General features: G+C 73.9%; 25 protein-coding genes and 4 tRNA genes. 18 read left to right on the top strand and 11 right to left on the bottom strand.

What is annotated here, in order from left to right:
- Positions 1–39: 39 nt before the first annotated feature.
- The 4 genes from CLV52_RS12115 to CLV52_RS12100 form a co-directional block, all read right to left on the bottom strand.
- Positions 40–2,202, bottom strand: a complete 2,163-nt coding sequence (locus CLV52_RS12115) for a 3-hydroxyacyl-CoA dehydrogenase NAD-binding domain-containing protein (RefSeq protein WP_133766572.1) — start codon at positions 2,200–2,202, stop codon at positions 40–42.
- The gene (locus CLV52_RS12110) at positions 2,199–3,440 is read right to left on the bottom strand and encodes a thiolase family protein (protein ID WP_133766571.1); all 1,242 of its coding nucleotides are present in this window, start codon (positions 3,438–3,440) and stop codon (positions 2,199–2,201) included. Before CLV52_RS12110 ends, CLV52_RS12115 begins: the two co-directional genes overlap by 4 nt.
- A 90-nt stretch (positions 3,441–3,530) precedes the next feature.
- Positions 3,531–4,772: an HRDC domain-containing protein gene (locus tag CLV52_RS12105; protein ID WP_211342683.1), complete on the bottom strand. Its 1,242-nt coding sequence runs from the start codon at positions 4,770–4,772 to the stop codon at positions 3,531–3,533.
- Entirely contained in the window at positions 4,765–5,334 is a 570-nt protein-coding gene (locus CLV52_RS12100; protein WP_133766819.1) for a DUF3000 domain-containing protein, read from the bottom strand. The genes CLV52_RS12105 and CLV52_RS12100 overlap by 8 nt, the downstream gene beginning before the upstream one ends.
- 127 nt (positions 5,335–5,461) lie before the next feature.
- Between CLV52_RS12100 and CLV52_RS12095 the strand changes: the two genes are divergently transcribed.
- Positions 5,462–6,697 (top strand): alpha/beta hydrolase, encoded by a 1,236-nt coding sequence (locus CLV52_RS12095; protein WP_133766570.1) that lies wholly within the window; start codon positions 5,462–5,464, stop codon positions 6,695–6,697.
- Here CLV52_RS12095 and CLV52_RS12090 read toward each other — a convergent pair.
- The 3 genes from CLV52_RS12090 to CLV52_RS12080 are packed head-to-tail and all read right to left on the bottom strand — an operon-like array spanning position 6,606 to position 8,631.
- Entirely contained in the window at positions 6,606–7,316 is a 711-nt protein-coding gene (locus CLV52_RS12090; RefSeq protein ID WP_162850833.1) for a dihydrofolate reductase family protein, read from the bottom strand. The two genes, CLV52_RS12095 and CLV52_RS12090, sit on opposite strands and share 92 nt — an antisense overlap.
- Before the next feature lie 2 nt (positions 7,317–7,318).
- Positions 7,319–7,732: a SufE family protein gene (locus tag CLV52_RS12085; protein WP_133766568.1), complete on the bottom strand. Its 414-nt coding sequence runs from the start codon at positions 7,730–7,732 to the stop codon at positions 7,319–7,321.
- The gene (locus tag CLV52_RS12080; RefSeq protein ID WP_133766567.1) at positions 7,729–8,631 is read right to left on the bottom strand and encodes a sulfurtransferase; all 903 of its coding nucleotides are present in this window, start codon (positions 8,629–8,631) and stop codon (positions 7,729–7,731) included. The genes CLV52_RS12085 and CLV52_RS12080 overlap by 4 nt, the downstream gene beginning before the upstream one ends.
- A gap of 193 nt (positions 8,632–8,824) precedes the next feature.
- Here CLV52_RS12080 and zapE point away from each other — a divergent pair, with 193 nt between their 5' ends.
- Both zapE and CLV52_RS12070 read left to right on the top strand, forming a co-directional pair.
- Positions 8,825–9,790 (top strand): cell division protein ZapE, encoded by a 966-nt coding sequence (gene zapE / locus CLV52_RS12075; protein ID WP_133766818.1) that lies wholly within the window; start codon positions 8,825–8,827, stop codon positions 9,788–9,790.
- Positions 9,791–10,009: 219 nt separating this feature from the next.
- Positions 10,010–11,317 (top strand): ammonium transporter, encoded by a 1,308-nt coding sequence (locus CLV52_RS12070; protein WP_133766566.1) that lies wholly within the window; start codon positions 10,010–10,012, stop codon positions 11,315–11,317.
- A gap of 195 nt (positions 11,318–11,512) precedes the next feature.
- Here CLV52_RS12070 and CLV52_RS12065 read toward each other — a convergent pair.
- A tRNA-Val gene (locus CLV52_RS12065) sits at positions 11,513–11,588 on the bottom strand.
- Between the two features lie 129 nt (positions 11,589–11,717).
- Between CLV52_RS12065 and CLV52_RS12060 the strand changes: the two genes are divergently transcribed.
- The 3 genes from CLV52_RS12060 (at position 11,718) to CLV52_RS12050 (ending at position 12,015) form a co-directional block, all read left to right on the top strand.
- A tRNA-Gly gene (locus CLV52_RS12060) sits at positions 11,718–11,789 on the top strand.
- Positions 11,790–11,850: 61 nt separating this feature from the next.
- A tRNA-Cys gene (locus CLV52_RS12055) sits at positions 11,851–11,921 on the top strand.
- A gap of 22 nt (positions 11,922–11,943) precedes the next feature.
- A tRNA-Val gene (locus CLV52_RS12050) sits at positions 11,944–12,015 on the top strand.
- 73 nt (positions 12,016–12,088) lie between these two features.
- Here CLV52_RS12050 and CLV52_RS12045 read toward each other — a convergent pair.
- Positions 12,089–12,358 carry a pyridoxamine 5'-phosphate oxidase family protein gene (locus CLV52_RS12045; protein WP_246018101.1) on the bottom strand — a complete coding sequence of 90 codons (270 nt, stop codon included), beginning with the start codon at positions 12,356–12,358 and terminating at the stop codon, positions 12,089–12,091.
- Entirely contained in the window at positions 12,355–12,495 is a 141-nt protein-coding gene (locus tag CLV52_RS18930) for a pyridoxamine 5'-phosphate oxidase family protein (RefSeq protein WP_246018100.1), read from the bottom strand. The genes CLV52_RS12045 and CLV52_RS18930 overlap by 4 nt, the downstream gene beginning before the upstream one ends.
- A gap of 135 nt (positions 12,496–12,630) precedes the next feature.
- On the opposite strand from CLV52_RS18930, the gene CLV52_RS12040 reads away from it, so the two are divergent.
- From CLV52_RS12040 to CLV52_RS11995, 11 genes are all read left to right on the top strand, one after another.
- Positions 12,631–13,266, top strand: a complete 636-nt coding sequence (locus CLV52_RS12040) for a hypothetical protein (RefSeq protein ID WP_133766565.1) — start codon at positions 12,631–12,633, stop codon at positions 13,264–13,266.
- 85 nt (positions 13,267–13,351) lie between these two features.
- The gene (thrS, locus tag CLV52_RS12035; RefSeq protein WP_133766816.1) at positions 13,352–15,424 is read left to right on the top strand and encodes a threonine--tRNA ligase; all 2,073 of its coding nucleotides are present in this window, start codon (positions 13,352–13,354) and stop codon (positions 15,422–15,424) included.
- Entirely contained in the window at positions 15,421–15,975 is a 555-nt protein-coding gene (locus CLV52_RS12030; protein WP_246018099.1) for an HIT family protein, read from the top strand. Before thrS ends, CLV52_RS12030 begins: the two co-directional genes overlap by 4 nt.
- Positions 15,976–16,025: 50 nt before the next feature.
- Positions 16,026–16,961, top strand: coding sequence for a pyridoxal 5'-phosphate synthase lyase subunit PdxS (gene pdxS, locus CLV52_RS12025; protein ID WP_133766564.1), 936 nt, complete (start codon positions 16,026–16,028; stop codon positions 16,959–16,961).
- Positions 16,958–17,536, top strand: coding sequence for a pyridoxal 5'-phosphate synthase glutaminase subunit PdxT (pdxT, locus tag CLV52_RS12020; protein ID WP_425455687.1), 579 nt, complete (start codon positions 16,958–16,960; stop codon positions 17,534–17,536). Before pdxS ends, pdxT begins: the two co-directional genes overlap by 4 nt.
- Positions 17,537–17,679: 143 nt before the next feature.
- The gene (locus CLV52_RS12015) at positions 17,680–18,285 is read left to right on the top strand and encodes a hypothetical protein (protein WP_133766562.1); all 606 of its coding nucleotides are present in this window, start codon (positions 17,680–17,682) and stop codon (positions 18,283–18,285) included.
- Positions 18,286–18,328: 43 nt separating this feature from the next.
- Positions 18,329–18,481: a hypothetical protein gene (locus tag CLV52_RS18455; RefSeq protein WP_162850832.1), complete on the top strand. Its 153-nt coding sequence runs from the start codon at positions 18,329–18,331 to the stop codon at positions 18,479–18,481.
- A gap of 12 nt (positions 18,482–18,493) precedes the next feature.
- Entirely contained in the window at positions 18,494–19,522 is a 1,029-nt protein-coding gene (locus CLV52_RS12010) for a hypothetical protein (RefSeq protein WP_133766561.1), read from the top strand.
- Positions 19,523–19,573: 51 nt separating this feature from the next.
- A complete protein-coding gene (locus CLV52_RS12005; RefSeq protein WP_133766560.1) occupies positions 19,574–20,338 on the top strand; it encodes a YebC/PmpR family DNA-binding transcriptional regulator in 765 nt (254 codons plus the stop codon).
- A gap of 7 nt (positions 20,339–20,345) precedes the next feature.
- Positions 20,346–20,900: a crossover junction endodeoxyribonuclease RuvC gene (gene ruvC, locus CLV52_RS12000; RefSeq protein ID WP_211342682.1), complete on the top strand. Its 555-nt coding sequence runs from the start codon at positions 20,346–20,348 to the stop codon at positions 20,898–20,900.
- 60 nt (positions 20,901–20,960) lie between these two features.
- Positions 20,961–21,431, top strand: coding sequence for a hypothetical protein (locus tag CLV52_RS11995; protein ID WP_133766559.1), 471 nt, complete (start codon positions 20,961–20,963; stop codon positions 21,429–21,431).
- Between the two features lie 14 nt (positions 21,432–21,445).
- Here CLV52_RS11995 and CLV52_RS11990 read toward each other — a convergent pair whose 3' ends face one another.
- Positions 21,446–22,480, bottom strand: coding sequence for a hypothetical protein (locus CLV52_RS11990; RefSeq protein ID WP_133766558.1), 1,035 nt, complete (start codon positions 22,478–22,480; stop codon positions 21,446–21,448).
- An 85-nt stretch (positions 22,481–22,565) separates the two neighbouring features.
- Here CLV52_RS11990 and CLV52_RS11985 point away from each other — a divergent pair, with 85 nt between their 5' ends.
- Complete coding sequence (locus tag CLV52_RS11985; RefSeq protein ID WP_133766557.1) at positions 22,566–22,853, top strand: hypothetical protein; 288 nt, start codon at positions 22,566–22,568, stop codon at positions 22,851–22,853.
- Positions 22,854–22,916 lie beyond the last annotated feature (63 nt).

Here is a 22,916-nt window from a genome sequence, read left to right as displayed (position 1 = left end):
TATCCGTGAACCTCCTCGTCCGGGTCGACGCAGTCCGGGTCAGCGGTTCGCGGGGCCGGCGATCCTCGGGGTGTGGAAGGTGCCGCCGAAGGCGCGCTCCGAGGCGCCGCTGCGGTCCAGGTACGGCGTGATGCCGCCCGCCTGGAACGGGTAGCCCGCGCCGAGGATGAGGCAGAGGTCGATGTCCTCCGCTGCCGCGACGACGCCGTCCTCGAGCATCCGATGGATCTCGTCGGCGAGGCCGTCCTCCACGCGGACGCGGAACTCCTCCGCCGTCATCGGCGACGTCTGCTTCGGCAGCGACTTCTTCACGATCGCGAGGGCCCGCTTGTCGAAGCCCTTCACCGCGCCCTTGTCGTCCTTGTCCAGCAGCACGCCCGCGTCCGCGAGCGCGTGGAGGTTCGCGGAGTCGAAGAACCGGTCCGGGAAGGCCGCGTGATGCGTGTCGAGCACGTGCGCGCCGACCTGCAGCCCGACGAGGTCGAGCAGCTCGAAGGGCGTCATCGGCAGCCCGAACGGGTCGAGCGCGTGGTCGACGACCTCGAACGGCGTGCCGGTGTCGACCGCGTGCATCGCCTCGCCGAGCACCTTCGCGAGCACCCGGTTCACGACGAAGCCGGGGGCGTCCTTCGTGATGACCGCGTTCTTCCGCAGGTTCTTCGCCACGACCATCGCGGTCGAGAGCGTCGCCTCGTCCGTCTTCGACGCGTTCACGACCTCGACCAGCGGCATCACCGCGACGGGGTTGAAGAAGTGGAAGCCGACGAGCCGCTCCGGGTGCGCGAGCTCGGCGCCGATGTCGTCGACCGAGAGGGAGGACGTGTTCGTCGCGAGCACTGCCTCGGGGGAGAGGTGCGGCTCGACGTTCGCGAACACCTGCCGCTTCACGCCGAGGTCCTCGAAGACGGCCTCGATGACCCAGTCGCAGTTCGCGTAGTCGGCGAGGTCCGTCGTGCCGGAGATGGTGGCGCGCAGCCGGTTCGCCTCGTCCGGGTTGACCCGGCCGCGGTCCGCGAGCTTCTGGATCTCGCCGCGGATGCGCTCGACGCCCGCGTCGACGCGCGCCTGGTCGAGGTCGGTGATGAGCACCGGCACCTTGAGCCGCCGCGCGAACAGGAGCGCGAACTGGCTCGCCATCAGGCCGGCGCCGATCACGCCGACCTTCGTCACCTTCCGCGCGAGCGCCTTGTCGGGCGCCCCGGCCGGTCGCTTCGCGCGGCGGTTCACGAGGTCGAACGCGTACAGCGACGCCGCCCCCTGGTCGCCCGCGAGCAGATCGGCGAGCGCCTCGTCCTCGGCCCGGAACCCGGCGAGCACGCCCGCCCGGTCCGTCGCCCTCTTCGCGCCCGCCAGGAGGTCGAGCGCGGCGTACGGCGACTTCGGCACCGTGCCGATCTTCGACTCGAGGCTCCTGCGGGCGATGCGGATCGCGACGTCCCACTTGACGGCGCGCTCGAGGCGCCCGGGCGCGTGCGAGCGCTCGACCTTCGTGCGGCCGGCGATGACGTCGGCCGCCCACGCGACCGAGCGCTCGAGGAACACCGCGGACGGGAAGATCGCGTCGGCGATGCCGAGGTCGAACGCCTGCTGCGCGGTCAGCGTCCGGTTCTGCTTCAGCGGGTTCTCGACGATGACCTTGAGGGCCGCCTCGATGCCGATGAGGTTCGGGAGGATCGTCGATCCGCCCCAGCCGGGGACGATGCCGAGGAACACCTCGGGGAACGCGACGGCGGGGGCGCTCGCGTCGATCGTCCGGTAGTCCGCGTTCAGCGGCAGCTCGAGGCCTCCGCCGAGGGCGAGCCCGTTGATGAACACGAACGTCGGCACCGGGAACTCGCCGAGGCGGCCGAGCACCCGGTGGCCGAGCCGCGCGAGCTCGAGGGCCGCTGCCCGCGACGGGATCCTGCTCGCCTGGCTCAGGTCCGCGCCGGCGGCGAGGATGAACGGCTTGCCGGTGACCGCGAGGCCCGCGATCTCCCCGCGGGCGGCGCGCTCCCGCTGCGCGAGCAGCACCGTCTCGAGCGCGACGAGGCTCCTCGGCCCGAAGGTGTTCGGCCGGGTGTGGTCGCGCCCGTTGTCGAGCGTGACGAGCACGAGGACGCCGCCGTCGGGCAGCGGCAGGTCGCGGGCGTACGCCTCGGTCACGACCTCGTCGGCCGCGAGGGCGACGAGGTCGACGGGCGCCTCCTGGAGGTCGGTCACTTGCCGCTTCCCTTCGCTGCCTTCACGGCGCTCGCCTTCTTGGCAGCCCTGCGGTCGAAGTGCGGGTTCTCCCAGATCACGCTGCCGCCCTGGCCGAGCCCGATGCACATCGCGGTGAGGCCGTAGCGGACCTCCGGGTGCTGCTCGAACTGCCGGGCCAGCTGGATCATCAGCCGGACGCCGGACGACGCGAGCGGGTGCCCGAAGGCGATCGCGCCGCCCCACGGGTTCACCCGCGGGTCCTCGTCGTCGATGCCGAAGTGGTCGAGGAGGCTGAGCACCTGCACGGCGAACGCCTCGTTCAGCTCGAACAGGCCGATGTCGTCGATCGTGAGGCCCGCCTTGACGAGCGCCTTCTCGGTGCTCGGCACCGGGCCGAGGCCCATCACCTCGGGCTCGACGCCGGCGAACGCGAAGCTGACGAGCCGCATCTTGACCGGCAGCCCGAGCGCCTTCGCGGCCTCCTCGCTCGCGATGAGGGACGCCGTCGCGCCGTCGTTGAGGCCGGCGGCGTTGCCCGCCGTCACGTTGCCGTGCGGACGGAACGGCGTGCGCAGGGCGGCGAGGCCCTCCATCGTCGTCTCCGGCCGCATCACCTCGTCGCGCGTGGCGAGGCCCCAGCCCTCGGCGGAGCGGGTCGCGACGGGGACGAGGTCCGGCTGGATCTCGCCCGCGTCGTAGGCGGCCGCGGCCTTCTGCTGGGAGCGCATCGCGAACCGGTCGGCGCGCTCCTTCGTCAGGAGCGGGAAGCGGTCGTGGATTCGCTCGGCCGTCGCGCCCATGACGAGGGCGTCGGAGCCGACGAGCCGCTCGCTGACGAAGCGCGGGTTGGGGTCCGCGTCGAAGCCCATCGGGTGGTGACCCATGTGCTCGACGCCGCCCGCGATCGCGACGTCGTACGCCCCGAACGCGATGGCACCGGCGACCGTGGTCACGCTCGTCATCGCGCCCGCGCACATGCGATCGATCGCGTAGCCCGGCACGGTGCGGGGGAGGCCCGCGAGCAGCGCCGTCGTGCGGCCGAGGGTGAGGCCCTGGTCGCCCTGCTGCGTGGTCGCGGCGATCGCCACGTCGTCCACGCGATCCTTCGGGAGCTGCGGGTTGCGCTCGAGCAGCCCGACCATCGCCTTCACGACGAGGTCGTCGGCCCGCGTCCCCCAGTACATGCCCTTCTCGCCGGCCCGTCCGAACGGGGTCCGCACCCCGTCGACGAACACGACCTCGCTGCGCTCCGTCACGCCTGATCGACTCCTCACGCGGCCCCTTCGGAACGGGCCTCCGGAATCATTCTCCGGCGCTCGGCCTGGACCGAATCGGCTGCAGGAGACCTACGAGGGCGATCCGTCCGTCTCGGCGGGCGCTTGTGCGGCCCGCACAAAGGCATCGGCGATCGCTTGTGCCGTGGCCACGACCTGCCAGGGTCGCGCGGCGTGCTGCTCGAGCACCTCGGCGATCGCCTCGGCCGTCGCGGGCTGCGGCGGCTCCCACGCGACGCGACGGAGCGCCTCGGGAGGCAGGAGATTCTCGGCCGGGAGCGCCATGGCCTCGGCGATCGCCGCGACCGCGGGCCGGGCGGCCTTGAGCCGACGGTCCGCCTCCGGGTTGCGGTCGCTCCAGGCGCGGGGCGGCGGCAGCGCATCGGACTGCACGCGGGTCGAGGGGAGGTCCTCCGCGGCGAGGCCGGCCTCGACGGCCGCCCACCAGCGATCGATCTCGGACCGGCTCGCACGGCCGCTGAAGCTGCGCATGCCGGCGAGCTCCCGCTTCGAGCCGGGCGGCGTGCGGGCGACGGCGACGAGGGACGCGTCCGGCACGAGCCGCCCGGGCGCCGCGTCGATCTGCCGCGCATAGGCGTCGCGCGCCTGCCACAGCGACCGGGCGACCGCGAGGTTCCGCGCGCCGCGGACGGCGTGGACGCCCGAGAGGCGCCGCCACGGCTCGGCGGGGGCCGGCTTCGCCTCGCGGGTCCGCACGGATTCGAACTCCTGGCGGGCGATCTCCGTCTTGTCCTGCTCGACGAGCAGCGCCTCCTCCGCGTCGCGCACGTCGAGCAGCAGCTCGACGTCGAGCGCGGCGTAGACGAGCCACGGGGTCGGCAGCGGGCGGGTCGACCAGTCGGCGGCGGAGTGCTCCTTGGCGAGGTGGAGCCCGAGCAGCCGCTCGACGACCGCCCCGAGCCCGACCCGCTCGAACCCGAGCAGGCGGGCGCCGAGCTCGGTGTCGAAGATCCGGTCCGGGACGAGCCCGACCTCGAGGAGGCAGGGGAGGTCCTGGCTCGCCGCGTGCAGCACCCATTCCGCGCCGCGCATGGCCTCGGCGAGCTCGGAGAGGTCGTCGAACGCGATCGGGTCGAGCAGCACCGTGCCCGAGCCGCGACGGAACAGCTGGATCAGGTAGGCGCGCTGCGAGTACCGGAAGCCGCTCGCGCGCTCCGCGTCGACGGCGATGGGGCCGCTCCCGGCCACGATGCGCCGAACGGCGTCCCGGTAGGCGTCCGGGTCCGCGACGACCTCGACCGGCTGGGCCGGCGTCGCGTCGGGCAGCGGGGCCGGTTCGGCCGGGTCAGTCACGCCCTGCTCGTCGTGCGGACAACACACTCACTCCCTCGGCCGCCGGCGGAAGACCGGCGAGCATGCACAGCAACTCGCTCCAGCCTTCCACATGCTTGCCGAGGTCCAGGTCGGTCGGCGTCCAGGAGGCGCGCAGCTCGACCTTCGCGCCGGTGCCCTGGCTCGCGAGTTCGCCGAAGCCGGAGGAGACGATGGTCGTCGCGGTGCCCGAGGCGGCCGTGTACTCGGCCCCGCGCACCTCGAGGGCGTCCGTGAGCCAGGACCAGGTCACCTCGGCGAGGAACGGGTCGGTGCCGATGTCGGTCTCGAGCGGCGCCTGCGCGAAGCACACCACGCGGAAGTCGCCGTCCCAGGCATCCTGCCCCGCGGGGTCGTGGAGGAGGATGAAGCGTCCGGTGCCGAGCTCCGAGTCCTCGCCGTGGACCTTCTGCCGCACGTCACCCGCCAGAGCGAGCGAGAAGGGCGCGACCTTCGTGGGCGACGGGATCTCCGAGACGATGAGGTCGTTGCGCACGCGCGCGGCGGCGATCGACTCCCGCGCCGCTTCGAAGGGCGCCGACATCGCACCCGGCACGCGATCAGACTAGGGCCGTCTCCGCCCCCGGCTCCCTCGGCACGCGGACCTCCCAGCGCACGACCGCACCAATACCATGCACGGACTGCGCAGCACCGGACGGACGGAGGACGCGATGGCAGGCCGCCTCGATCCCGTCCGCGGCGTGCTCGCGGCCGGTGTCGTCGCCGCCGGCGCCGTCGCGACCGGCGCGCTGACGGCCCGCACCGCGCGGCGCATGGCGACGCCCCGCCAGCAGCGCGCGACCCCGGTGCGCGGCGTCGACCTCGCGAGCGGCACGATCCGGTTCGGCGCGACCCCCGAGTCGCTGCTGCCCGGCCGCTACAGCTTCTGGTTCGCGGAGGGCCGCGGGCACGCCCGGGTCGGCCCGATCATCGGCATCGACGGCGACGGGGTCCTCCGTGAGCTGCAGGGCGTGGACACCGGCGACCTCACCGCGGCGCGCGAGGGGCGCTTCAACGGGTGGATGTGGCTCTCGCCCGACGCGTTCGGCGTGCCGTTCCGGTCCGAGCGGGTGCAGACGACGCAGGGCGCGGTGCCTGCGTGGGTCGTGTCGGTGGGCGACGTGAAGCGGTGGGCGGTGCTCGTGCACGGGCGCGCGTCGGTGCGCCAGGAGGCGCTCCGCGCGATCCCGGCGCTCGTCGCCGCGGGCTGGAGCGTCCTGCTGCCCGCGTACCGCGGCGACGGCGAGGCGCCCGCGGGCGACACCTCCCGGTACGCGGTCACCGACGCGGAGTGGGTGGACGTCGAGTCCGCGATCCTCCACGCGCTCGACGAGGGGGCGACGGAGGTCGTGCTCGTCGGCTGGTCGTCCGGCGCCTCGATCGTGCTCGCGACGGCGCACCGGTCCCGCGTGCGGGAGGTGATCCGCGGGGTCGTGCTCGACTCGCCGGTCCTCGACGGCGCCCAGGCGCTGCTCGCCCGGGGCGCGGGGGTGCCCGAGCCGGTCCGCCGCGGCGCGCTCTCGCTGCTGAGGGGCCCGTGGGGCCGCCTGGTCGGGGCGCACGGCCTCGACGTGGATCCCTCGGTCACCGCCGACCCGGCGGAGCTCGAGGTACCGGTCCTCGTGCTGCAGAGCGAGGACGACGGCGTCGCGCCGCCGGAGGTCGCCCACCGCTTCGCCGACGCGCGGCCCGACCTCGTCCGCCTCGTGACCTTCCAGGGCGCGCGGCACACGCGGCTCTGGAACCGGGATCCGGAGCGGTGGGAGGGCGCGGTCACCGCGTGGCTCGCCGACGACCTCCCCGCGCTCGACCGGGTCAGCGCGCCGGAGACCGCCAGCGCGCGTACAGCCGGTCCGTCTCGTCGTGCAGAAGGCCGACGAGCGTCCAGGGCCCGCCCAGCGCTCTGAGCGCCGGGCCGCCGCCCGCGAGCGCCGGCGCCGTGGTGAGGTCGAGCTCGTCGACGACGCCCGCCGTCACGAGCCGCCCCGCCAGCTCCGCGCCGCCCTCGCAGACGATCCGGGGCATGCCGTCCGCGACGAGCGCCTCGATCAGCACGGACGGCGTCCTGCTCGGGTCGCCGTCGACGACGCGGACCGTGGCGCGGTCGCCGACCCGGGCGCGGAGCGCGGGCGCGACGCGGTCCGAGCAGAGCACGATCGCGCGACGGCCGTCCGCGGCCGGGGCGGGGAGGGTCGCGGGGTCGAGGTCGCCCCGACGGGTCGCCACGGCGAGCGCCGCCGTCTTCGGCAGCGCCAGCCGCTCGGCGCGCAGCGTCCCCGCGCCGACGAGCACGACGTCGGCGGAGCGGCGCAGCTCCGCGAGCAGGAGCCGGTCGATGCCGCCGGTGAGCCCGTCGGACGTGCCGTCGGACGCGGTGGTCTGGCCGCCGAGCGCCGCGACGAGGTTCACCCGCACGAACGCGCTGTACGGCAGCGCGTAGCGCTCGCGCAGCCACGCCCGGAGCGCGTCGCGGTCGAGCTCGACCCGCTCGCCCGGCGTCGGCAGCAGCGCGTCGACGACCGGCACGCTCACGCCTCCCGCAGCTGCCGCTTGATGCGCTGCAGCAGCCCGTGCATGCCGCGGAGGCGCAGCGGCGACACCGCGGCGGTCAGCCCGAGCGTGTCCGGGAAGTCGTCGGGGACGGCGAGCGCCTCCTCCCGGGTCAGCCCGTCGAGCCCGTGCGCGAGCACCGACGCGAACCCGCGCGTCGTCGGCGCCTCGGCCGGTGCGGTCGCGTGGACGTGGACGGCCCCGTCCTCCACCTCGGCCTTCACGAAGACGGGCGCCTGGCACTCCGGCACCCGCTCGAGCAGGTCGGGGGAGTCGCCGAACCGCTCCGGCAGGGCCGGAAGGTCGTCGGCGTACTCGAGGAGGAGGAGCAGGCGCTCGCGGGGCTCCACGGCGAGGAACTCCTCGCGGATGGCGTCGAGCTGGTCGGTCATCCCCTCAGCGTGGCAGGTGCGTCGCCGGGCTGCTCGCCCTGCACGATCGGCACGCGGACCGCGCTGCCCCACTCCGTCCAGGATCCGTCGTAGTTCCGCACGCCCTCGTAGCCGAGCAGGTGCGTCAGCACGAACCAGGTGTGGCTCGAGCGCTCGCCGATCCGGCAGTACGCGATCACGTCGTCGCCGGGCCGGAGGCCCGCGCCGTCCTGGTAGATCGCCTCGAGCTCCGCGCGCGACCGGAAGGTGCTGTCCTCCGCCGCCGCCTTCGCCCACGGGACGTTCTGCGCGGTCGGGATGTGCCCGGCCCGCAGCGCGGACTCCTCCGGGTACTCGGGCGCCGTGGTGCGCTCGCCCGAGTACTCGAGCGGGCTGCGGACGTCGATGAGGGGCGAGCCGAAGTGGGCGAGCACGTCCTCGCGGAACGCGCGGACGCCCGAGTCGTCGCGCTCGACGACCGGGTACTCGACCGGGGTGCGCTCGGGCGCCTCCCGCGTCAGCGGCCGATCCTCCACGATCCACTTCGCCCGGCCGCCATCGAGGAGCCGGACGTCCTCGTGGCCGAAGAGGGTGAAGACCCAGAGCGCGTACGCGGCCCACCAGTTGCTCTTGTCGCCGTAGACGACGACCGTCGCGTCGCGCGCGATGCCGAGCCGGCCGAACAGGGCGGCGAACGCCTCGCCGTCGATGTAGTCGCGGGTGACGGGGTCGTTGAGGTCGAGGTGCCAGTCGACCTTGACCGCGCCGGGGATGTGGCCGGTCTCGTAGAGCAGCACGTCCTCGTCCGACTCGACGACCACGAGGCCCTCGTCGCCGAGGTGCTCCGCCAGCCAGTCCGTCGACACGAGCCGCTCCGGGTGCGCGTACGCACCGAACCGAGCGTCGTCGTCTGCCGTCATGGTGCCTCCTCGGGATGCTCACCGGTGGCACGAGACCCCGGCGATACGCTGCCACCGCCGTGCAGGCGGCGGATCCGACCCTATGCAGTTGAGGTGACCCCGTGGCGCGAGCCCCCTTCTGTGACGCCCGGTGGCACCGGTGACGGCGCACCGCCGCCTCGCCGACGTCGTGCCGCAGGTCGACCCGGCGCGCATGGCCGCGTCGCTCGTGCCGCCCCGGCAGTTCGCGGACGCGACGCTCGAGAACTACCGGCCGGACCCGGAGCACCCGTCGCAGGCGGAGGCCGTCGAGGCGGTCCGCGCGTTCGTGGAGTCGTTCGCCGGCCGCCCGCGATCGGGCGGCCTGTTCCGCCGCGGCCCGAAGGCGCCGCCGCAGCGGCCCGGCCTCTACCTGGACGGCGGCTTCGGCGTCGGCAAGACGCACCTGCTCGCGGCGCTCTGGCACCTCGCCCCCGGCCGGAAGTACTTCGGCACATTCATCGAGTACACCGCGCTCGTCGGCGCGCTCGGGTACCAGGAGGCCGTCCGGCTGCTGTCGGGCGCCAGCCTCATCGCCATCGACGAGTTCGAGCTCGACGACCCGGGCGACACCATGCTCATGTCGCGCTTCCTCGGCGAGCTCGTCGCCGGCGGCACGCGGATCGGCGCGACCTCGAACACGCCCCCGAACGCGCTGGGGGAGGGGCGGTTCGCCGCCGCGGACTTCCTCCGCGAGATCCAGGGCCTCGCCGACCGCTTCACGACGATCCGGATCGGCGGGCTCGACTACCGGCGGCGCGACGCGGCGGAGGCCGCCGTCGTCGCCGGCGACGACGCGGTGGTCGCGCTGCCGGACGAGGCCGGGACGACCGTCGACGACTTCGGCGGGCTGATCGACCACCTCGCCTCCGTCCACCCCGCCCGGTACGTCGGGCTCGTCGACGGCCTCCGCACGGCGGGGCTGCTCGACGTGCGCGCGCTGCCGGGGCAGACGGAGGCGCTGCGCTTCGTGGCGCTCGTCGACCGCCTGTACGACGCCCAGGTCCGCATCGTCGCGGGCGGGCTGCCCCTCGACCGCGTCTTCGGCGAGGACATGCTCGCGGGCGGCTACCGGAAGAAGTACCTGCGGGCGATCTCGCGACTGGTGGCGATGACCCACGCCGGGGCCGCACCCGTCTGACGGCGGTCCGGGAGGCCGTGCCGGGCGCCCCGAAACACGCTGTTCACATCGGAGCCCGATCTGTAACGCCCGAGAAACACGGTGCGCCGGGCGGTGAAACGTGCCTCCGACACACTCGGGGGCGGATTCCCGTGCCGTCCGCCGAGCAGCGGGGGCTCGCAGCAGCCCGCGCACCGGAAGCCGCCCTCCCCGGCACGAACAAGAGAGGTCCCAGGCTCAATGGCCCCCACTGTGCACGCCGCCGCCACGGCGACGTCCGTCGATCTGAACTCGCTGTGGCTCCTCGTGGCCGCAGCCCTCGTCCTCCTCATGACCCCCGGCGTCGCGTTCTTCTACGGCGGCATGGTCAAGGCCAAGAGCGTCATCAGCATGATGATGATGAGCTTCGGCGCCATCGCGCTCGTGGCCGTCCTCTGGGTGCTCTACGGCTACTCGTTCTCGTTCACCAGCGGCGACGACTGGGTGATCCCGCACGTGATCGGCAACCCGTTCACGAACTTCGCGCTCATCCCGCAGCTCACCTCCGGCGCGAACGGCGGTCCGGACCTGAACGCGCTCGCGTTCGCCGGCTTCCAGGCGACCTTCGCGATCATCACGGTCGCGCTGATCTCCGGCGCCATCGCCGACCGCGCGAAGTTCGGCGCCTGGATGGTCTTCGCCGGCCTCTGGGTGACGCTCGTCTACTTCCCGGTCGCCAGCTGGGTGTTCAACTTCACGCTCGGCGACAAGGGCCTCACCGACGGCGGCTGGATCGTCTTCGGCCTCGGCGTGAACGACTTCGCCGGCGGGACCGCGGTCCACATCAACGCCGGCGCGGCGGGCCTGGCGCTGGCGATCGTGCTCGGTCGCCGGGTCGGCTTCGCGAAGGGCATGGTCAAGCCGCACAACGTGCCGCTGACCCTGCTCGGCGCCTCGCTGCTCTGGTTCGGCTGGTTCGGCTTCAACGCCGGCTCCGAGGCCGCCGTCGACGGCATCGCAGCGCTCGCGTGGATCAACACCCTCGCCGCTCCCGCCGCCGCGACCCTCGGCTGGCTGATCGTGGAGAAGATCAAGGACGGCAAGGCCACCTCGATCGGCGCCGCGTCGGGCGCCGTGTCCGGCCTCGTCGCCATCACCCCCGCGTGCAACATCCTCACGCCGTTCTGGGGCATGGTCCTCGGGCTCCTCACCGGTGCGGTCTGCGCCGTGGCGATCGACCTGAAGTGGCGCCTCGGCTTCGACGACTCGCTCGACGTCGTGGGCATCCACTTCGTCGGCGGCTGGATCGGCACGCTCTTCATCGGCATCTTCGGGACCGGCATCGGCCTGCTCGACACGGGCTCGCTGAAGCAGCTCGGCGCGCAGTTCCTCGGCGCCGCGGCGGTCACCGTCTACTCGTTCTTCACGGCCGCGCTGCTCGGTTGGCTGATCCAGAAGACGATCGGCTTCCGCGTGACGAGCGAGGACGAGGTCGCCGGCGTCGACACCACGGTGCACGGCGAGGAGAGCTACGTCTTCGACGAGAGCGACGAGACCGTCCGCGCCTAGACGCCTCCCGCACGCAGAACGCCCGTCCCGGTCCGCCGGGGCGGGCGTTCCGCGTCCCTCCGGCATGGTGCTCCGGATCCGCGCCGCTCAGCGCCGGGCGGAGCGGCACGGATCCGGAGCAGCACGCTGTGGTGGACCAGCACGGGGCCGGGACGACGAAGGCGCCGCTCCCTGGTGGGATCGGCGCCTCCGCGGTGGTGGGCGATGCCGGACTCGAACCGACGACCTCTTCGGTGTGAACGAAGCGCGCTACCAACTGCGCCAATCGCCCGCGGCGTCCCATGATGCCACAGGCGCGACCTCTCCCATCGATGGTCGGGGACCCCCGGAGGGGGCGGGTCGTCGGTTCGCACCCGGCGCCGGGATCGGCTACAGTCGTTCCCGCCCCGAGAGGGGCGATGCGGATGTGGCGCAGTGGTAGCGCATCACCTTGCCAAGGTGAGGGTCGCGAGTTCGAATCTCGTCATCCGCTCGGTGGGACCAGCCGGACCCCGGCGGGCCGAACGGTCCACCCGCATGGTGGATTGAACACTGGTGGGGTGGCCGAGAGGCGAGGCAACGGCCTGCAAAGCCGTGTACGCGGGTTCGAATCCCGTCCCCACCTCGACGGAGCCGGTGCTCCGCTCGGGCGATTGGCGCAGTGGTAGCGCGCTTCCCTGACACGGAAGAGGTCACTGGTTCGAACCCAGTATCGCCCACCGACAGAACCCCTGCCCCGGCAGGGGTTCTTCTCGTTCCGGGGAGCGAGGGCGGTCCCGGATCCCGGAGGACCTACTCCTCGCGGAGCGCGCCCCTGGCGTGCAGGCCGCGGATCTCCGCCCGCACGCTCACCCGAGGGCGCTCCCGGTCCGCGTAGGGGCTGCCGCCGTAGTGACGGGAGAGCGCATCGATGTCCCGGAGGCCGACATCGTCGGTGAAGGCGATGCCGACGAGCTGCAGGGCGAGGTGCGTGTACCAGTCGGCCCCGTCGAGCACGTCGAGCGCGAATCGCGGGTCCCGCCGCAGGTGCCCGAGCCGGACGCGCTCGGCGTCGAGGTTCACGAGGATCCGATCGTCGTCCTCGAGGGGTACCAGGTCGCGACCGTGACCGGTCGGCCGTCGTTCGCCAGGGTGGCCATGACCGCGGGGTTCGGTCGCCGGAGGAAGTCGCTGATCCGAGGGCTGAGCGCGGTCGTCACCGCCGCAGCGTACGTCGGCCTGCGGCTGCGGCGTGGAGAATCGAGGGGCGGGGGATCGAGGGGCGCCGCGCGGCGAGGGAGTGCGGAGCGCGCGCGACCGTCGTTCCGTGCGGCGTCGACGAGAGGGGGAGCGCGATGGTCGAGCGGCCCGCCGACGACCTGACCGGTCCGGTGCGCGTCCGGCGCGCCGTCGAGGAGGAGGCCGACGAGGGGCTCCTGCTCGCCGAGTACGCGACGCGCATGCGGCTGAAGAACCGGATCATCGTCGACACCGTGACGGCGCAGGGGTCCGTGGATCCGGAGGCGTGGGCGGACGAGGTGCGGCTCGCGCTCGGCGGGCTGCGCGTCGAGGCGGAGGCCTCCGCGCGGCGGATGGAGCAGGAGGAGCCGGTCGCCCGGCTCACCAGGGGCAGCGCCGTGCACGAGCACGACTACCGCGCCTCCGATGCCGACAACCTCGAGCGGCGGCGCCGCGTCTACCGGCTCGTCGCGCGACGACTGCTGCGCTGGGAGAACGATCCGGCGCAGATCGCCGCCCTCCTCGAGGCGGCGCGGCACGACGCGCAGGAGGAGATCGACGCCGCGCTCCGCCGCGCGGTCTCCGGCGACCCGGTCGGGCGCGTCGAGGACGAGGGGCGGCTGCGGGAGCGCCTGCGGCTGATCACGACCGTGGACCTGCCCGCGCTCGAAGCGGCGGTGCGCGGGGAGGCCGCGCCGATCCCCGTGCCCCGTCGCCGGACCTGGTGGGAGCGCCTCCTCGGCCGCGCCTAGGCTTCTCGCACCGAACCGACCGAGGAGGAACGCCGTCGTGAGCGCCACCGATCCCACCGCCCCGCAGCCAGGCGAAGGGCCTGCGGTGACGACGGGGCGCACGCTCTTCGGCGAGGACCGCGAGGTCGTCGCGGCGCGGGTGGACGGCGCGCTCTGGGATCTCGACCGCCCGATCCCGGCGGGTGCGCACGCCGAGCCGGTGACCATCGGTTCGCCCGACGGGCTCGCGATCCTCCGGCACTCGACCGCGCACGTGCTCGCGCAGGCGGTGCAGCGGATCAACCCGGAGGCGCGGCTCGGGATCGGCCCGCCCGTCACCGACGGCTTCTACTACGACTTCGACGTGCAGCAGCCCTTCACCCCGGAGGACCTGAAGGCGCTCTCGAAGGAGATGGAGCGGATCCAGCGCGCCGGCCAGCGCTTCCAGCGCCGCGTCGTCAGCGAGGCGGAGGCGCGCCGGCTCTTCGCCGACGAGCCGTACAAGCTCGAGCTCATCGGGCTCAAGGGCGGCACGGACGAGTCCTCCGACGAGGCCGTGGAGGTCGGCGCCGGCGAGCTGACCGTGTACGCGAACGTCGACCGCTCGAGCGGCGAGGTGATCTGGCAGGACCTCTGCCGCGGGCCGCACCTCCCGAACACCGGCGTCATCCGCAACGGCTGGGCGCTCACCCGCGTCGCCGCCGCGTACTGGCGCGGGTCGGAGAAGAACCCGCAGCTCCAGCGGATCTACGGCACCGCGTGGCCGTCGAAGGACGAGCTGCGCGCCTACCAGCACCGCGTCGAGGAGGCCGCGAAGCGCGACCACCGCAAGCTCGGCGCGGAGCTCGACCTGTTCAGCTTCCCGGACGAGATCGGCTCCGGCCTCGCCGTCTTCCACCCGAAGGGCGGGATCGTCCGGCAGGCGATGGAGGACTACTCGCGCCGGCGGCACACCGAGGCGGGGTACTCGTTCGTCAACTCCCCGCACATCACGAAGGGCAACCTGTTCCAGACCTCCGGCCACCTGCAGTGGTTCGCTGACGGCATGTTCCCCCCGATGCACCTGGACGAGGAGGTGGACGCGGACGGAAAGGTCGTCAAGGCCGGGCAGGACTACTACCTGAAGCCCATGAACTGCCCGTTCCACAACCTCGTGTTCCGCGCGCGCGGACGCAGCTACCGGGAGCTGCCGCTGCGGCTCTTCGAGTTCGGCTCGGTGTACCGGTACGAGAAGTCCGGCACGCTGCAGGGACTCACCCGGGTCCGCGGCCTCACGCAGGACGACGCCCACCTCTACTGCACCCCTGAGCAGCTGAAGCCGGAGCTGACCCGCACCCTGCAGTTCGTGCTCGACCTGCTCCGCGACTACGGCCTCGACGACTTCTACCTGGAGCTCTCCACCCGCGACGACGGCCCCAAGTTCATGGGCCCCGACGAGCTGTGGGAGACCGCGACGGCGACGCTGGCCGAGGTCGCCGCCGAGTCGGGGCTGCGCCTCGAGCCCGACCCGGGCGGCGCGGCGTTCTACGGGCCGAAGATCTCCGTGCAGGCGAAGGACGCGATCGGCCGCACCTGGCAGCTGTCCACGATCCAGATCGACTTCAACCAGCCCGAGCGGTTCGGCCTCGAGTACACCGCCGCCGACGGCACGAAGCAGCAGCCGATCATGATCCACCGCGCGCTGTTCGGATCGATCGAGCGGTTCTTCGCGGTGCTGCTGGAGCACTACGCGGGCGCGTTCCCGGTCTGGCTGTCGCCGGTGCAGGTCGTCGGCATCCCCGTCGCCGACGAGTACGCGGACCACCTCGCCGGCGTGCTCGACGCTCTGCGGTTGCAGGGCGTCCGCGTCGAGCTCGACGACTCCGACGACCGGATGCAGAAGAAGATCCGGAACCACACGCTGCAGCACGTGCCGTTCCTCCTCATCGCGGGGGAGCAGGACCGGGACGCGGGCGCGGTCAGCTTCCGCTTCCGGGACGGCACCACCCGGAACGGCGTGCCCGTCGACGAGGCGGTCGCGCTCATCACCGGCGCGATCGCGTCGCGCGCGCAGATCACGACGGCGGACGACCTCGAGCCGGCCGGCGGTGTCCCCACGGGCACGGCCGCCACGTCGCTTCGCGACGCGTCGGTACCGGCCGCGGGGGCCCCAGGTGCGGCGGCGGCGGGGGCCGTGTGACCGACGAGCCCGAGACCGTGGACGGCGCGGTCGGGATCCCGGACGCCTACCAGCGCTTGTGGGTCCCGCACCGCATGGCCTACATCTCGTCGAACCACACGGGGCCGAACGCCGGGTCGTCGCCCGACGGCTCCTGCCCGTTCTGCGAGGCGCCGAAGCGCTCCGACGAGGAGGCGCTGATCGTCCACCGGGGCGAGCACGCCTACGTGCTGCTCAACCTGTTCCCGTACAACTCCGGGCACCTGCTCGTCTGCCCCTACCGCCACGTCGGCCTGTACGACGAGGCGACGGAGGCGGAGGTGCAGGAGGTCGCGAGCCTCACGCAGACCGCGATGCGCGTGCTCCGCGAGGACTCGCGGTGCGACGGCTTCAACATCGGCATGAACCAGGGCGCGATCGCCGGGGCGGGCGTCGCCGCGCACCTGCATCAGCACGTCGTACCGCGCTGGGCGGCGGACGCGAACTTCTTCCCGATCATCGCGGGGACGAAGGCGCTGCCGGTGCTGCTCGGCGACACCTGGCGCTCGCTGCACGACGCCTGGCCCGCCTGATGCACGAGTAGCCTTGACGTTCGACTTCGACCGCTGATCAGGAACCCGAGATGACCGACACGCTCACCCCCTCCACCGCCTCCGGCAGCGCCGACTCCGCAGGGCCCGGCACCGGCACCGCCCGCGTGAAGCGCGGCCTCGCCGAGATGCTCAAGGGCGGCGTGATCATGGACGTCGTCACCGTCGAGCAGGCGAAGATCGCCGAGGACGCCGGCGCCGTCGCGGTCATGGCGCTCGAGCGCGTCCCCGCCGACATCCGCGCCCAGGGCGGCGTTGCGCGCATGAGCGACCCGGACCTCATCGCCGGCATCGTCGACGCGGTCTCCATCCCCGTCATGGCGAAGGCCCGCATCGGTCACTTCGTCGAGGCGCAGGTGCTGCAGCACCTCGGTGTGGACTACATCGACGAATCCGAGGTGCTGTCGCCGGCCGACTACGTGAACCACATCGACAAGTGGCGGTTCACCGCGCCGTTCGTCTGCGGCGCCACGAACCTGGGCGAGGCGCTGCGCCGCATCACCGAGGGCGCGGCGATGATCCGCTCGAAGGGCGAGGCCGGAACCGGCGACGTCTCCGAGGCGACGAAGCACATCCGCACCATCAAGGGTCAGATCAATGCCCTCAAGGCGAAGACCCCCGACGAGCTGTACGTCGCGGCCAAGGAGCTGCAGGCCCCGTACGAGCTCGTCGCGGAGGTCGCGCGGCTCGGCGCGCTGCCCGTCGTGCTGTTCACCGCGGGCGGCGTCGCGACGCCGGCCGACGCGGCGATGATGATGCAGCTCGGCGCGGACGGCGTGTTCGTCGGCTCCGGCATCTTCAAGTCCGGCGACCCGGCCAAGCGTGCCGCGGCGATCGTGAAGGCGACCACGTTCTTCGACGACCCGGCGGAGATCGCGAACGCGTCCCGCGGGCTCGGCGAGGCGATGGTCGGCATCAATGTCGCCGACGTCCCCGCGCCGCACCGCCTCGCCGACCGCGGTTGGTGACGCCGAAGGTCGGGGTCCTCGCCCTCCAGGGCGACTTCCGGGAGCACCTCGCGGTGCTGACCGGACTGGGGGCGGACGCCGTGCCGGTCCGGCGCGCCCGCGAGCTCGACCAGGTGCAGGGCCTCGTCATCCCCGGCGGGGAGTCGACGGTGATGGACAAGCTCTCGCGCGCCTTCGGCCTGCGGGAGCCGCTGCAGGAGCGCATCGTCGACGGCATGCCCGTCTACGGCACCTGCGCCGGGCTCATCATGCTGAGCGACCGCGTGCTCGACGCGCTGCCCGATCAGCGGACGCTCGGCGGCCTCGACGTGACCGTGCGGCGGAACGCGTTCGGGAACCAGCTCGACTCGTTCGAGACGGACCTCGACGTCGCGGTGCTCGGCGCACCGCCCGTGCACGCGGCCTTCATCCGCGCGCCGATCGTCGAGGAGGTCGGCCCGGCCGCGTCGGTGGTCGCCGCCCTCGGCGACGGCCGCGTCGTCGCGGTGCAGCAGGGGAACCTCCTCGGTACCTCGTTCCACCCGGAGATCACGGGCGAGACCCGCTTCCACGAGCACTTCCTGCGCCTGCTGTAGCGCGACCCGGACCGGGCGTGGTCTCGAGGCTCGCTCCGCTCGCACCTCGACCAGCGGTTCCGACGCCCCGCGCCCGTGCCGAACCCACGAGCGCGCGGGGCCGGCCGCAGGTCGTTCGGAAGTCGAGTGATCACACTGCTGCCATGCAGCTCTACTCGGACTTCGGCGGACGCCGGGCGTACCAGATCGCCGGGGACCTCGCCGCCGCCGCGATCCTCGTGGCCGGCATCGTCGTCGCGGTGGCGATCCACGATGCGATCGCGGGCCTCCGAGCGGTCGGCGCGGACGTGACCCGGTCCGGGAACGGCTTCGCCGCGACGATGTCCGACATCGGTGGCCGGCTGAGCGGCGTGCCGCTGATCGGCGGCGGCATCAGCGCCCCCTTCGGATCGGCGAGCGCCGCGGGCGGCACCCTCGCGGACGCCGGGAGGAGCTGGCAGGAGGGCGTGGAGCGCCTCGCGACCCTCGTGGGCTGGACGGTGGCGCTGCTCGTGGTCCTCGTGGTGCTCGTCGGATGGGTCCGCCCGCGGCTCGTCGGCGCGGTCCGCCGCGCGGCCGTCGCACGGCTCGCCGCCGCGTCCGCGTCGCACGACCTCCTGGCGCTGCGCGCGCTGGCGACCCGGCCCGCGCGCGCGGTGACGGCGCTCGACCCGGACGTCGTCGCCGCCTGGCGCCGCGGCGACCCCCTCGTCATCGCTCGGCTCGCGGCCCTCGAGCTGAAGGCGTCGGGCGTCCGGCTGCCCTCCTGAGGCGCCCATGCGGTGAGCAGGGTGGCCCCGACACGCTGCACCGATGCCCGGATCGACCCCCGCCGGACCGCTGCGGCCCGCCCGCCCCGACGTCGTCGCGACACTCCGGGACGACCTTCGCCGCGCCGGCGGCGCGGCGCTCGACCGGCCCTGGGCGCTGCTCGTCGCCTGGCAGGTCGTCCTCGTGGCATGGTAGCCGCGCGGCGGGATGGCCTGGCTCATCTCCTGGCACTACATCATCACGGGCGTCCACGCGCTCACGGGTCCGACCGGGCTCGCCCTGTACGCCCGCCACCCCGAGCTGCAGATGGGGCCGCTCACCTTCCTGCTGAGCGCCCCGTTCGTGCAGCTCGGTCGTCCCGCCGACGAGCTGGCCGCGACCGCGGCGATGGAGGCGCTGGGGCTGCTCGCCGTCGCGGCGCTCGCCGCGTTCGTCGACCGCGCGACCCGCGCCGGTCGGATCCGGTGGCTGCTCGCCGGAGCGGGCGTCCTGCTCGGCTGGCAGCTGCTGGCCGTCTCGTTCGGGCATCCGGACGACGCGCTGGCCCTGCTCGGCGTCGTCCTGGGGTTCCGCTCCCTGCGCCGCGACGCGCCGCTGCGGGCGGCCCTGGCCTTCGGCCTCGCGATCGACTGCAAGCCGTGGGTCGTGCCGGTCGTGCTGGTGCTCGCCGGTGCACCGCGGGGCACCCGGCTCCGCGCCGCGGCGATCGTCGCCGCGACCGTCGCACTCGTCTGGCTGCCGTTCGTGCTCCAACCCGGCGCGATCGACCACGTGTCCCGGTTCACCATCGTCGTGGCGCCCACCTCCACGATCCACCTCCTCGGCCTCGCGGGTCCGCGGACGCCCCCGTGGTGTCGCCCGGCGCAGCTGCTCGTCGGCGCGGTGGCGGTCGCGATCGTGACCGCGCGCCGCCGACCGGAGGCGGCGCTGCTCGCCGTGGTCGCGGTCCGGCTGCTGCTCGACCCGGGCACGCACGACTACTACGAGGCCGGGCTGCTGCTCGGCACCGCGCTGCTCGACCTCCGGGCCCGGCTGCCGATCGCCACGGCGATCGCCGTCGTCGGCGTCCACCTGCCCCCGGACGTCCCGTCCCACGTGGTGCTCGCCCAGGCGGTGCTGCGCGCGGGCTCGCTGGCCGCCGTCCTCCTGCTCGCGCTCCTCGTGCCCCTCCGCCCGGACGCCGGCGAGGGCGCCCCGCCGCAGCGGACGCGGGCGGCCGAGCCGCTGCTCGCATGACCGAGCGGCGCTCCCGGTAGCATCGACGCGGCATTTCGGCAGGAGGCGCACGTGTCCGGACACTCCAAGTGGGCGACCACCAAGCACCAGAAGGCGATCAAGGACCAGCGGCGGGCGAAGTCGTTCGCGAAGCTGATCAAGAACATCGAGGTGGCCGCCAAGATGGGCGGCGCCGACCTCTCCGGCAACCCGACGCTCGTCGACGCCGTGCAGAAGGCGAAGAAGACCTCGGTGCCGAACGACAACATCGACCGCGCGATCAAGCGCGGCGCCGGGCTCACCGGTGAGACGATCAACTACGACACGATCATGTATGAGGGGTACGGCCCGAACGGCGTCGCCCTGCTGATCGAGTGCCTCACGGACAACCGGAACCGCGCCGCGGCGGAGGTCCGCACGGCCATGAGCCGCAACGGCGGCACCATGGCGGACCCGGGCTCGGTCGCCTACAACTTCAGCCGCAAGGGCGTCATCCGCGTCGCGAAGACGGACGGCCTCAGCGAGGACGACGTGCTCGGCGCCGTCCTGGACGCCGGCGTGGAGGACGTCGCGGACCACGGCGAGGAGTTCGAGGTCGTCACGGAGCCGTCCGAGCTCGTCGGCGCGCGCACCGCGCTCCAGGGCGCCGGCATCGACTACGAGTCGGCGGACAGCGAGTTCGTGCCCGGCGTGACGATCGAGATCGACGACGTCGACGTGGCGAAGAAGATCCTGAAGCTCGTGGACGCCCTCGAGGACAGCGACGACGTGCAGAACGTCTTCGCCAACTTCGACTTCTCGGAGCAGGTCTCGTCCGCGCTCGACGAGGACGAGTAGTCCCGTCGTGCGGGTGCTCGGGGTCGACCCGGGTCTGACCCGGTGCGGCGTCGGCGTCGTCGACGTCGCGCTCAACCGCACTGCGAGGCTCGTGCACGTCGAGGTGCTGCGCACGCCCGCGGACCAGGCGCTCGAGCTCCGGCTGCTGCACATCGGCAGCGGCATCCGGGCGCTGCTGGACGAGTACCGGCCGGACGCGTTCGCGATCGAGCGCGTCTTCGCGCAGCAGAACGTCCAGAGCGTGATGGGGGTCGCGCAGATCAGCGGCGTCGCGCTCCACCTCGCGGCGGAGCGCGGGCTGCCGATCGGTCTGCACACCCCCAGCGAGGTCAAGGCGGCGGTCACCGGGTATGGCAACGCCGACAAGCGGCAGGTCACGACGATGGTGACGCGGCTCCTCGGTCTCGAGATCGCCCCGAAGCCCGCCGACGCCGCCGACGCGATCGCGATCGCCGTCTGCCACGCGTGGCGGCAGGGACCGGCGGCACCCGCCGTGGGCGGTGCGGTCACCCCCGCGCAGCGCGCGTGGCGGGAGGCGGAGGCCTCGGCCCGACGTCGCTGACCGACGTCGAGCCCCGTCGAGAAGTGGCCGTGAGCAGGGGAATCGCCGTACAGTGCACGGATGCTCGCCGTCCGTCGCACATTCGTGGTACTCGGCGCGCTGCTGGCGGTCGCGATCGTGGGCGGCGCCGTCGTCGCCTTCCTCGTGTTCGGGGTGCAGCCGTCGGCGTCCCCGACGGGCCGAGCGCCGGCCGCATCGGTGGTGGCGGACTCGATGGACTCCCCGGCGGCGCCGGCGGCGTTCCGGGACCGGCCGCCCTTCCGCTCCTGCGGGCAGCTCGAGGTCGAGCGGGGCGGGGGCGTCCCCGCGGACCGCATCGCCTGCCTCGCGACGACGCCGGGGGAGGGCCGTGAGCTGATCGTCGTGACTTCGACGGCCGAGGGCGCCCCGGTCGTCCGCTACTACCGCACCGGTCCGGGCATCACGGGCGTCGAGATCTTCGAGGACGCGACGGACGACCGCGTCGGCGGCGCCTGGCGCCGGCTCGACTGCCGATCCGGGCAGATCGACCAGTTCGGCGCCTGCGCCTGAGCCCCGGCGTCGCGTCAGCGCGACGGGGTCGTCGACGCGGCGGACGAGCGCGGCGCGGACGTCGACGCCGCCGGAGCGGGCGAGGGCGCTGCGGTCGGCTGCGCGGTCGGCGCCGGCGGAGCGGTCGGAGCGGGCGACGCCGGGGCGCTCGGGTCCGCCGTCGCCGGCGTCGTGGCGCTGGGCGCCGGACGGGAGGTCGGGCGCGCGGTCGGGGAGGGGGCCGGCGTCGACGGCGCCACCCGAGCGGGCCTGACGGCCGCCGGCGCGGCGGCGGGATCGGGCGAGGTCGCCGCGCGACCCGTCTGCGACCGCTGGACCGTGGTCGGCGCGGCGGTCCTGGTCGGCCGGGGCCGGAGCGCCGCGGGCGTCGAGGTCGGCAGCGCCGCCGCCACGGCCGGCTCGTCGGCCTCCGGCGCGACCGTCGCGGTGGACGGCTCGACGGCGGCGGCCGCGACCGGCGCCCGGACGGTGCTCGCCGGCGCGCCCACGAGCAGCAGCACCGCGCCGACCACCGCCGCGCCCACGACGGCGACCGCCGCGACCCCGGTCGTCCTCCGGTCCGGCCGCGGCACCACGGCGGCGAGCGGCCGCCGAGCCGGCGCCGGCTCGGGCCGCGGCTGCAGCAGCTCGGCCGCGGCGGTCGGATCCCGGCGGAGCCGGTGCAGCGCGTCCGCGAGCGCGGCGGCGGGCGCGTCCGACGCCTCCGCACGGCGCAGCAGCTCGACGATCGGCGCGGGCAGGTCGTGCTCCGGCCCGCCGAGCGCGGCGGCCAGCACCCGGCCCACGCCCTGCAGGTCCCGGGCGCGGAGGGCGGGCGGCGCGGCCAGGCCCGCCTTCGGCGCGTCCGGGCCGATCAGGGCGACGCGCGACCCGAGCGCGACGTCCTCCGGTCCGAAGCCGCCGTGCGCACGCCCGGCAGCGTGCAGTGCGGCGACCGCGTCGGCCACCGCCGACGCCGTGCGGATCGCGTCGTCGAGCGTCAGCGGCCCGTCGCGCAGCGCCTCCGCGAGCGTCGGCTCGTCCTCGAACCCCGTCCCGTCCTCGTGCATGCCGGACCCCCTCCGCGCAGTCCTTCCATGATGCGGCCGCAGAATGGGAGGACGGCGCGCGGGGCGCCGGAAGAGGAGTGCCGTCATGCCGTCGTACCGGGTCGTCCTCACCGTCGGTCGGGTGCACCCGGGCGGGAACGCGCAGGCCGTGCTGCCCGCCGCCGCGAACGCGGTCGGTGAGCTGACGACCGTCGAGGCGAAGTCGGTCGGCGTCCGGCAGGGGCGCGCGGAGGCCGTGGTCCGGTTCGCGGCGTCGGACGACGAGATCGCCAAGCAGATCGCGCCCGTCGCCGCGCAGGGCGCCGGCGCGCACGCCGAGATCCTCGGCATCGCGCTGCGCCGGCAGGCCGGCACCCGCTGGCCGCTCGTGTGAACACGCGTTCGAACGGGGCCAGCGGGTCGGGTCGCCGGCGTCGGAGGCCTCGCCTAGCCTCGA

The sequence above is a fragment of the Amnibacterium kyonggiense genome (genome assembly GCF_004364555.1).
Taxonomy (GTDB): domain Bacteria; phylum Actinomycetota; class Actinomycetes; order Actinomycetales; family Microbacteriaceae; genus Amnibacterium; species Amnibacterium kyonggiense.
This window is presented reverse-complemented; position numbering and strand designations above follow the sequence as displayed.

What these genes read in the sequence shown, in the direction of transcription:
- CLV52_RS12100 (WP_133766819.1), bottom strand. Translation starts at nt 5,334, where the DNA reads ATGTCGGCGCCCTTCGAAGCGGCGCGGGAGTCGATCGCCGCCGCGCGC.
- CLV52_RS12095 (WP_133766570.1), top strand. Translation starts at nt 5,462, where the DNA reads ATGGCAGGCCGCCTCGATCCCGTCCGCGGCGTGCTCGCGGCCGGTGTC.
- CLV52_RS12085 (WP_133766568.1), bottom strand. Translation starts at nt 7,732, where the DNA reads ATGACCGACCAGCTCGACGCCATCCGCGAGGAGTTCCTCGCCGTGGAG.
- CLV52_RS12080 (WP_133766567.1), bottom strand. Translation starts at nt 8,631, where the DNA reads ATGACGGCAGACGACGACGCTCGGTTCGGTGCGTACGCGCACCCGGAG.
- zapE (WP_133766818.1), top strand. Translation starts at nt 8,825, where the DNA reads ATGGCCGCGTCGCTCGTGCCGCCCCGGCAGTTCGCGGACGCGACGCTC.
- CLV52_RS12070 (WP_133766566.1), top strand. Translation starts at nt 10,010, where the DNA reads ATGGCCCCCACTGTGCACGCCGCCGCCACGGCGACGTCCGTCGATCTG.
- CLV52_RS12040 (WP_133766565.1), top strand. Translation starts at nt 12,631, where the DNA reads ATGGTCGAGCGGCCCGCCGACGACCTGACCGGTCCGGTGCGCGTCCGG.
- pdxS (WP_133766564.1), top strand. Translation starts at nt 16,026, where the DNA reads ATGACCGACACGCTCACCCCCTCCACCGCCTCCGGCAGCGCCGACTCC.
- CLV52_RS12015 (WP_133766562.1), top strand. Translation starts at nt 17,680, where the DNA reads ATGCAGCTCTACTCGGACTTCGGCGGACGCCGGGCGTACCAGATCGCC.
- CLV52_RS18455 (WP_162850832.1), top strand. Translation starts at nt 18,329, where the DNA reads ATGCCCGGATCGACCCCCGCCGGACCGCTGCGGCCCGCCCGCCCCGAC.
- CLV52_RS12010 (WP_133766561.1), top strand. Translation starts at nt 18,494, where the DNA reads ATGGCCTGGCTCATCTCCTGGCACTACATCATCACGGGCGTCCACGCG.
- CLV52_RS11995 (WP_133766559.1), top strand. Translation starts at nt 20,961, where the DNA reads ATGCTCGCCGTCCGTCGCACATTCGTGGTACTCGGCGCGCTGCTGGCG.
- CLV52_RS11990 (WP_133766558.1), bottom strand. Translation starts at nt 22,480, where the DNA reads ATGCACGAGGACGGGACGGGGTTCGAGGACGAGCCGACGCTCGCGGAG.
- CLV52_RS11985 (WP_133766557.1), top strand. Translation starts at nt 22,566, where the DNA reads ATGCCGTCGTACCGGGTCGTCCTCACCGTCGGTCGGGTGCACCCGGGC.